General features: G+C 71.9%; 9 protein-coding genes. 4 read left to right on the forward strand and 5 right to left on the reverse strand.

All coding sequences use genetic code 11. The annotated features are described in order from the left end of the window. Positions 1–60: 60 nt before the first annotated feature. Positions 61–666, reverse strand: coding sequence for a TetR family transcriptional regulator (locus ACIQIB_RS04575; RefSeq protein WP_363614009.1), 606 nt, complete (start codon positions 664–666; stop codon positions 61–63). A gap of 230 nt (positions 667–896) precedes the next feature. After that, positions 897–2,423 (reverse strand): MFS transporter, encoded by a 1,527-nt coding sequence (locus ACIQIB_RS04580; protein WP_363614007.1) that lies wholly within the window; start codon positions 2,421–2,423, stop codon positions 897–899. A gap of 87 nt (positions 2,424–2,510) precedes the next feature. On the opposite strand from ACIQIB_RS04580, the gene ACIQIB_RS04585 reads away from it, so the two are divergent. After that, positions 2,511–2,939, forward strand: coding sequence for a MarR family winged helix-turn-helix transcriptional regulator (locus ACIQIB_RS04585; protein ID WP_400756585.1), 429 nt, complete (start codon positions 2,511–2,513; stop codon positions 2,937–2,939). Between the two features lie 84 nt (positions 2,940–3,023). Here ACIQIB_RS04585 and ACIQIB_RS04590 read toward each other — a convergent pair whose 3' ends face one another. From ACIQIB_RS04590 to ACIQIB_RS04600, 3 genes are all read right to left on the reverse strand, one after another. Then, complete coding sequence (locus ACIQIB_RS04590) at positions 3,024–3,971, reverse strand: M56 family metallopeptidase (protein WP_363614003.1); 948 nt, start codon at positions 3,969–3,971, stop codon at positions 3,024–3,026. A 142-nt stretch (positions 3,972–4,113) separates the two neighbouring features. Beyond that, positions 4,114–4,707, reverse strand: coding sequence for a DUF5134 domain-containing protein (locus ACIQIB_RS04595; protein ID WP_400756587.1), 594 nt, complete (start codon positions 4,705–4,707; stop codon positions 4,114–4,116). 274 nt (positions 4,708–4,981) lie between these two features. Then, a complete protein-coding gene (locus ACIQIB_RS04600; RefSeq protein ID WP_400756589.1) occupies positions 4,982–5,146 on the reverse strand; it encodes a putative leader peptide in 165 nt (54 codons plus the stop codon). A gap of 114 nt (positions 5,147–5,260) precedes the next feature. Here ACIQIB_RS04600 and ACIQIB_RS04605 point away from each other — a divergent pair, with 114 nt between their 5' ends. Genes ACIQIB_RS04605 through ACIQIB_RS04615 form a run of 3 tightly spaced genes read left to right on the forward strand, consistent with a single transcriptional unit; the run spans position 5,261 to position 8,504 of the window. After that, positions 5,261–6,661: a DUF6421 family protein gene (locus ACIQIB_RS04605; protein WP_400756591.1), complete on the forward strand. Its 1,401-nt coding sequence runs from the start codon at positions 5,261–5,263 to the stop codon at positions 6,659–6,661. Further along, complete coding sequence (locus ACIQIB_RS04610) at positions 6,658–7,416, forward strand: SDR family NAD(P)-dependent oxidoreductase (RefSeq protein ID WP_363613995.1); 759 nt, start codon at positions 6,658–6,660, stop codon at positions 7,414–7,416. Before ACIQIB_RS04605 ends, ACIQIB_RS04610 begins: the two co-directional genes overlap by 4 nt. Further along, entirely contained in the window at positions 7,413–8,504 is a 1,092-nt protein-coding gene (locus ACIQIB_RS04615) for a low specificity L-threonine aldolase (RefSeq protein WP_363614042.1), read from the forward strand. The genes ACIQIB_RS04610 and ACIQIB_RS04615 overlap by 4 nt, the downstream gene beginning before the upstream one ends. Positions 8,505–8,814 lie beyond the last annotated feature (310 nt).

Consider the following 8,814-nt stretch of genomic DNA (forward strand, 5'->3'; position numbering starts at 1 on the left):
AGCTGACCGGCGGCTGACCGGCCGCCGTACAGTCGTCGTCGAACGGCCGTCGCCCCGCGCTCACCCGCGGGCCGACGGCCGTTCGCGCTGCGGCGGCCGCGGCTGCGGCGGCCGGCCCAGCTCCCAGGCCAGGTCGTAGCGGCCGAACAGGTCGGCCCGGATCGGCGCCAGCGATATCTCGGCCCCCGGCAGCAGCACGCCGATGCAGCCGCCCATCAGCGCACTGCGCAGCACCGCGTGTTCGGCGACCGGGTCGGGCGCGCCCCAGTCGCGCAGCAGCCCCTGGAGGAGTGCGCCGAGCCGCTGCTGCTCCGGGTCCTGGACGAAGGCGCCGGAGTCCGGGTCCAGGATCAGCGCCAGATGCGAGCGCATCACCCGGGGGTGCTCCATCGCGAGCGCCAGCACCGCGTCGATCGCCCGGGCCAGCCTGGCCTGCGGAGAAGCGTCCGGTGCCAGCGCGGCCAGGGCCGCGGAGAGCTTCTGGTGCATCATCCGGTGCGTCGCGGACTGCATCAGCAGCCGTTTGCCGTCGAAGTAGTAGGAGAGCAGCCCCCGGGCGAGACCGGCCCGTTCGGCGATGTCGGTCAGCGTGGTGCCCGCGTAGCCGCGCTGATCCACCAGCTCGACGGTGGCGCACATGATGCGCCGGCGGGAGCGTTGACGCATTTCCTCGTTGACCGAATCCCCGCGAGGTGCCATCGTGTCTGCTCCGTACGTTCGTTGACTCCCGGCCAATATACTGGCGGAGCGAACGGCCGAACCGGGGAACCCGCAAGTCGGCGGGCACCACGGACCGGCTCGTACGGAGGTGCCGGCTCCACCAAGACGGGGGTTTGGTGGAGCCGGTGCCTGCCCGGCGGCGACCCCGGTGACGACGGGGCGGCCCCGGGCGGCGGTCAGCTCTTGGTCAGAAGCCCGCTCCGGGCCGGCTCGCCGGAGTCGAAGAGCTCGGTCGACGGGCCGCGATGGTCGGCCACCGGCCGGGGAGCCGAGGCCTTCCTCCGGTCCAGCACGGCACCGACGGCGGCGATCAGGAAGCCCAGCAGCGCGACCGCCGTGACGAGGACCAGCGCGGGCCGGTAGCCGTCCAGCTGCGCCTGGGCGCTCTCGCCGCCCCCGCTCCCGGCGGTGATCATCGCGGTGGCCCCGGCGAGTACGACCGCGGTGCCGACCTGGATCGCGGTGTTGACCAGCCCGGAGGCCAGGCCCTGTTCCTCGTCGGCCACGCCGTCGGTGGCGGCGATGTTGACCGAGGGGAAGGCCAGCGAGAAGCCGACGCCCAGCAGGATCATCGACGGCAGCACCAGGGTGAGGTAGGAGCTGTGCTCGTCCAGGCGCAGGAACAGCGCGAAGGCGAGCACCAGGGCCAGCACGCCGATCGGCAGCAGCCGGGAAGTGCCGAAGCGGTCCACGACCGGGCCCATCAGCGGCGCGGACAGCGCGATGAAGGCGCCGGCCGGCAGCAGACCGAGGGCCATCTCCAGGGCCGACCAGTGGAGCAGGTGCTGCAGGTAGAGGGTGACGACGAACTGGAACCCGCCGTACGCGCCGGTCATCGCGAAGGCGACGACGTTGGCCCGGGCGACCGAGCCGTTGCGGAAGATGCCGAGCCGGACCAGCGGGTGCGCGGTGCGGCTCTCGATCGTGAGGAAGGCGGCGGCCAAGGCCGCGACCACGAACAGCGAGCCGATGGTGCGCAGGCTCAGCCAGCCGGCCCCCTGGGCCTCGGTGACGGTGAAGACCAGCAGCAGGACGGTGAGCGTGCCGGTGATCGCGCCGGCCACGTCGTACCCGCCCTTGGCGCGCTCCTCGGTGGGGCGGGGGAGCAGCCGGACGGCGAAGGCCAGGGCGAGCAGGGCGACGGGGACGGGCATCAGGAAGGTCCAGCGCCAGCCGACCGACGTGAGCAGGCCGCTGAGCACCAGGCCGAGCGAGAAGCCGCTGGCGCCGCAGGTGGTGTAGATCGACAGCGCCCGGTTGCGGGCCGGGCCCTCGGCGAAGGTGGTGGTGATGATCGACAGCCCGGCGGGGGCGGTGAAGGCGGCGCTGACGCCCTTGAGGAACCGGGCGGCGATCAGCAGGCCGCCGTCGTCCACCAGGCCGCCGAGCAGGGAGGCGGCGGCGAACACGGCCAGCGCGACCAGGAAGACCCGGCGGCGGCCGAGCAGGTCGGCGGCCCGGCCGCCGAGCAGCAGCAGCCCGCCGTAGCCGAGGACGTAGCCGGAGACCACCCACTGCAGGGTGGAGGTGGAGAGGTGGAGTTCGGATCCGATGGACGGGAGGGCGACGCCCACCATGGAGACGTCGAGGGCATCCAGGAACATCGCGGCGCAGAGCACGATGAGCGTGCCCCAGAGACGGGGTGTCCAGTTCAGCCCGCTGGTTGATGAGTCGTCAGGGGACGTGACGGTCGCGGTGGTCATGGGGAGGAGATTACATGCGCGTGCATTCAATGCAAATGAATAAGATGTGAACGCATAAATTTCTGGCGCGCGTGGTACTGTGGCGCCGTGGCTGAACTCGACTCTCCGGCGGAGGCAGGTCTGGTCGCCGAATGGCGAGACCTGCTGGCCCGCCATGCCGCCACCAGCTGTGCGCTCGACCGCGAGCTGGGGGAGAGGCACGGTCTCGGCATGAGCGAGTTCGAGGTGCTGGAGCGCCTCGTCGAGGAGCGCGACGCCGACCGGGGCCATCAACTGAGGGTCCAGGAGCTGGCCGACACCGTGCATCTGAGCCAGAGCGCGCTGTCGAGGCTGATCGGCCGGCTGGAGAAGGCCGGCCTGGTCACGCGGGCGATGTGCGCCAGTGACCGGCGCGGCATCCAGATCACGCTCACCGAGGCCGGCTGCCGGCTCTACGCCGAGGCCCGACCGCTGCACCGCGAGGTGCTCGCCCGCGCCATCGGCGGCGGGACCGACGACTCGAGCCAGCCGGGCTGACGAACCCTCAGGCCTCTTCTGCCGCATGGGTGTTGCGGCGCGCCTTGACCGGAGGGCCCGGCGGTGGCGGAGCCCGGTGGGCCGTTACAGCAGGGTCGAGAGCCCCGGTGCGGCGGCCAGCAGGACGGCGGCGGCGGGCGCGGCCAGCGCCGCGACGGTGAGCCGCAGCCGGTGCGGGACGGAGAGCCGGGGCCGCCCGGCGAGCAGCCGGTCCACCCGCTTCGGGGACTGCGCCAGCCCGGGCGGGCAGGCGCCGAACACCCCGCGGCCCAGGTTGAGTTCGGCCAGTGCCAGGGCGGTGGTGTGCCGCCCGTGCCGGCGCGCCGCCCGGTCGTCGGCCGCCAGCTCCACCAACTCGCCCACCTGGTCCCGGAAGGCGCTGAACACCCCGACGCCGGGGAAGCCGGAGGCGAGGGCCTGGGCGCACTGGGACAGCCAGTGGTGCCGGGCCCGGACGTGCCCGCGCTCATGGCTCAGCACAGCCGCCAACTCCCGGGCGGTCAGCTGCTGGAGGGCGCCGGTGGTCACCACCAGGCGGGAGTTGTGGCCCGGCAGCGACCAGGCCTCGGGGCGGACGTTCTCCAGCACCACCAGCCGCTCGCGCCGGCTGCGCAGAGTGTCGATGGACTCGGGCAACTCGGGTGCCCGGCTGCTCAGTTGGGCGTGCCGGTGGTCGCGGAGCGCCTTCGCGGACCGGACCTCGCGGGTCAGTGCCAGCAGGGTCTGCACCCCGCCCGCCGCCAGCACCGCGGCGCAGAGCCGCCCCCAGCCCTCGGCCTCCTGCAACCCGTACGCGGCCTCCACACCGTGCGGCGCGCCCGCGAACACCAGCGCCCGAAGCTCGGGCAGCGCGGCCGCGGCGGCCAGGACCAGGCCCAGCGCGCAGCAGAGCAGTACGGCCACCACCAGGCACTGCCACACCAGCAGGGCCAGTACGGGTTCCCGCTCCACCCATCGGGCCCGGGTCAGCAGTCGGGGCACCACGGTCGAGAGCAGCAGTCCGAGCAGCAGCAGGCCGAGCAGGGCCGTCATGGCATGGGCTCCCCGAGTACACACGGAACGCGACAGCGCGCTCCCCGCCAACCTAAGCGCTGCCGACGCCCGGTGGAACGACTTTCGGCCGGCCAGTGACCAACGCCACGCGCGGAGTCGGCGGGGTGGGCCCCAGTAGGCGTCACATCGTCAGGAGCATGGCGAACATCCCGATGCCCATCGAGAGCCGGCAGGCCTGCGGCAGCCCGGCGGTGCCGACCGGGAGCCCGCCGCCCGGGGTGCCCAGCAACCGGGTGCCGGTCCAGAGCGAGTAGCCGCCGAAGTAGAGCAGCAACGCGCCGGTCAGCAGCGGCGCGCCGACGCTCGCGGCGTGGTGCGCATGGGCGGGCGCGGCGGCCATGGCGAGTGCCATGTAAGTCATCGCCAGGGTGCCGATCGCGTGGTGCAGCCGGTGCGTCCGCCGGGCCGGGCCGCGCACGGCGCCGAACAGGAAACAGACCGCCGGGACGCCGAACACCCAGGCCCAGACCATGGCCGGCACGACGGCCCCGGTGACGGCCATCGCCGCCATGCCGAGCCCCATCAACGCCTCGGCGGCGTCGGACTCGTGGGCGAGCAGCCGGTGCGGCGCGGGCTGCACGGAGGAGGGGACGGGAGAGGGCCCGGGGGAGGGGCCGGTGGAGCAGGGGGCGTGGCGCAGCCGGGTGAGGCAGTAGGCCCCGGAGGCCGCGGTGAGAACGGCCAGCAGCCAGCTGACCAGAACCGGTCCGTGCAACGGCGACCTCCGCGGCGGCGCGTGCGGGCGTACCGTCCACGATCACCGCTCGGAGCCGCGCACAGCAGGGCGTGCACGGGGGCGCACGGAGTGCTCGCCGTGGTGAAGCCGTTCGGCGAGCACTCCTGTGACCAGGGTCTGTCGGCAGACTCCCGTCGTCCGCCCGGAGGGCGGGCGCGGCGCCTCGGCGGGTCACTTCCCTCCGGTGGCGGCGCCGGAACACAGGCGGCATGGTCGGCGTACGGAGCCGCGTCCGCGGCGCCCCCGAGCCGGATCAGCGGCAGCGGCAGAGGCCGCGCGCGCAACAGCAGGAAGACACCCGGAGCAGGTCGATGTGGCGTCGGGCCACCAGGATCACCGCCGGGAGTATGACGGGAGGTTCGCATCCCCGTCGTGCATCTGTCCGGAACATCCAGATACCCGCCCACATGCCGGACATCCGGCGCCGGACCCCCTTGCCGGGACAATCAGCGGCCCAAGCCCCCTTGAACAGGAGAACCTTTCGTACTTATGGTGTTCCCGTTGAAATAACTCCTGCCGAAGTGAGTCCACGATGCAGAATCTTTCGCCAAGGCTCGCTGTGGCGGCCGACGCCCCGGTCTCCACCCTCGCCGACCACCCGGCCTGGCTGCGCCTCAAGGAAGCCGTCGAGACCCTGCGCCCGCTGCAGTCCAAGGACGGCTCGATCGACCTGGCCGCCGTCCAGCGGCACACGGTCGACCCGCTGGTCGCCACCGTCCGCAGCGCCGTCGGGGAGCTCGCCCCGCTCTTCCCGCACGACGCCGCCTACCTGGCGGCCGTCGACGCGGACCTGGCGAAGTGGGCCGACACGGGGTACCGGGAGCCCGACTTCCTGGACTCGCTGCTGGCCTTCCAGCCCGCGGAGCAGCGCGAGGACGGCCTGGAGCACCTCGTGGTCTTCCCGATGTACACCCAGAACGGCAACCCGGACCGCAACCTGGAAGCCGTCCTGCTGAGCGTGGTCTGGCCCGAGTGGCTGGCCGAGCTGGAGCGCACCCGCTTCGACAACCCGATGTTCGTGCCGATCACCTTCACCGACTTCACGGCCGGCTACGACACCAACTCCGCCGTCCTCTTCCCCGAGACCGTGGCCGTGCGCATGGCACCGGAGCGTTTCACCTGGGGCGGCATCTTCTGCGACCGCGAGGCCGCCCGCTTCCGCGCCGTCACCACCAGCGCCGTCCAGCAGCTCGGCCTGGAGATCCCGGCCGACGCCGAGGGCCTGCTGCGGGAGCAGGAGCGCGCCCAGCAGACCTTCGTCCTGTGGGACCTCGTCCACGACCGCACCCACAGCCACGGCGACCTGCCGTTCGACCCCTTCATGATCAAGCAGCGCAGCCCGTTCTGGATGTACGGCCTCGAAGAGCTCCGCTGCGACCTCACCGCCTTCAAGGAGGCCGTGAAGCTGGAGGCCGAGGGCAACGCCCACGCCCGCGACGTCCAGTACGCGATCCTCTTCGACCGTCTCTTCCGCTTCCCGGTCAGCGGCGACCGCGTCCGCAACTACGACGGCCTCGGCGGCCAGCTGCTCTTCGCGTACCTGCACAAGCACGACGCGCTGCGCTGGCGCGACAACCGCCTCAGCATCGACTGGGAGCGCGCCCCGCAGGTGACCAACGCGCTCTGCGCCGAGATCGAGACCCTCTACCGCGACGGCATCGACCGGCCCAAGCCGGCCCACTGGATCGCCGCCTACGAGCTGGTCTCCCGCTACCTCACCCCGCACCCGGCCTCCACCTGGGCGAAGGGCCCCGACGCGCTGCCCCTCGACCTCATCGACGGCAAGGCGCTCAACAAGGCCCTGTGCGACGCCGTGCTCCCGGACGAGTTCCCGCTGAGCATGTTCTACGAGGCCCTCAACAAGAAGCTCAGCGGCGTCATCGCCGCCACCGCGGGCATCACGGCCGCCGGTATCCAGGGAGTCGCCGCATGACCACCGCACCCAACGGACCGCTCACCGGCAAGGTCATCGCCGTGGCCGGTGCCACCGGCCCGGCCGGCCACGCGACGCTGCGCCGCCTCGCCGCCGACGGTGCCACGGTGATCGCCGCCAGCATCGACGCGCGAGCCCTCGAGGCCGAGATGGACGCCACCCGCGCCGCCGTGCCCGGGGCCCGTCTCAGCGGCCAGGTCATCGACCTGCTCGACCCGCAGGAGGTCCACGACTGGGCCGACCACCTGGAGGCGGAGCACGGCCACGTCGACGGCCTGTTCCACCTGGTCGGTGGCTGGCGCGGCAGCAAGACCTTCTTCGACACCCGGATCGACGACTGGGACTGGCTGCACGACACCGTCGTCCGCACCCTCCAGCACACCTCGCTGGCCTTCCAGCCCGCCCTGGTCCGCAGCTCCGCCGGTCGCTACGCGATGGTCTCCGCCGCGTCCGCGCACAAGCCCACCGCCGGCGGCGCCGCCTACGCTGCGGCCAAGGCCGCCACCGAGGCCTGGACCCTCGCGATGGCCGACTCCTTCAAGAAGGAGACCACCGCCGCGGACGGCGATCCCACCGCCGCAGCTGCGATCCTGGTCATCAAGGCGCTGGTCAGTCCCGAGATGCGGGCCGAGAAGCCCGAGGCGAAGTTCACCGGCTTCACGGACACCGCCGACCTCGCCACCACCCTGGCGGGCCTCTGGGACCGCCCCGCAGCAGAACTGAACGGACAGCACCTGTGGCTGACAGCCCGATGATCCACCCCGGCTCGCCGGAGGACCCCCGCACGGACGCGGTACGACGGCACGACCCCGCCGTCCGCGGTTTCGCCAGCGACAACTACGCCGGCGTGCACCCGGAGATCCTCGCCGCGATAGCCCTCGCCAACGGCGGCCACCAGGTCGCCTACGGCGAGGACGACTACACGGCGCACCTGCAGGACGTCTTCCGCCGCCATTTCGGCGAGCAGGCCGAGGCGTACCCCGTCTTCAACGGCACCGGCGCCAACGTCGTCGCCCTGCAGGCCCTGCTCCCGCGCTGGGGTGCGGTGGTCGCGGCCGAGAGCGCCCACATCAACGTGGACGAAGGCGGCGCCCCCGAGAAGATGGGCGGCATCAAGCTGCTCACCGTCCCCACCCCGGACGGCAAGCTCACCCCCGAGCTGATCGACCAGCAGGCCTGGGGCTTCGGCGACGAGCACCGGGCCCAGCCGCTGGCGGTCTCGATCACCCAGAGCACCGAGCTGGGCACGCTCTACACGGCCGAGGAGATCCGGGCGATCACCGACCACGCCCACCAGCTCGGCATGCTGGTCCACGTGGACGGCTCCCGCCTGGCCAACGCGGCCGCCTCGCTCGGCCTGCCGCTGCGTGCCTTCACCACCGATGTCGGCGTGGACGTCCTCTCCTACGGGGGTACGAAGAACGGCCTGCTGTTCGGCGAGGTCGTGGTGGTGCTCAACCCGGAGCGGGTACGCAACATCAAGTACCTGCGCAAGACCTCGATGCAGCTCGCGTCGAAGATGCGCTTCGCCTCGGTCCAGTTCGAGGCCCTGCTCTCCGGTGACCTCTACCTGCGCAACGCCGGCCACGCCAACGCGATGGCCAGCCGGCTCGAGGCCGCCGTCCGGACCATCGAGGGTGTGACGGTCGTCCGCCCGGTCCAGGCGAACGCGGTGTTCGCGATCCTCCCGCGGGAGGTCAGCGAGCGGCTGCAGAAGCGCTACCGCTTCTACTTCTGGAACGAGCACACCGGTGAGGTGCGCTGGATGTGTTCGTTCGACACCACGGAGGCGGATATCGACGCCTTCGCGGCGGCCATCGCCGAGGAGATGGGCCGCGCCTGACGGCGCTCGTGGACAGCCGATCGTCCCGTCCTGCGACAGCAGGGCGGGACGATTTGCATGTGGCGTGCCCGGGCCCGTACAGTTCCGGAGTCGCACCGAGAGGGGCGGCGGAAAGCGAATCCGATGAATGAAACTCCGGAAAACGGAGCGGAAAGCATCTGATAAGCTTGAAACACGAAAGAACGAAGCGCCCGGAGGGCCCGCTGGAAGGCGGCCTGAAGGAAGTGTCCGTTCCTTGAGAACTCAACAGCGTGCCAAAAGTCAACGCCAGATATGTTGACATCCCCGGCCTCGGATTGTTCCGGGGTTG

Source organism: Kitasatospora sp. NPDC092286, from assembly GCF_044755565.1.
GTDB lineage: Bacteria > Actinomycetota > Actinomycetes > Streptomycetales > Streptomycetaceae > Kitasatospora.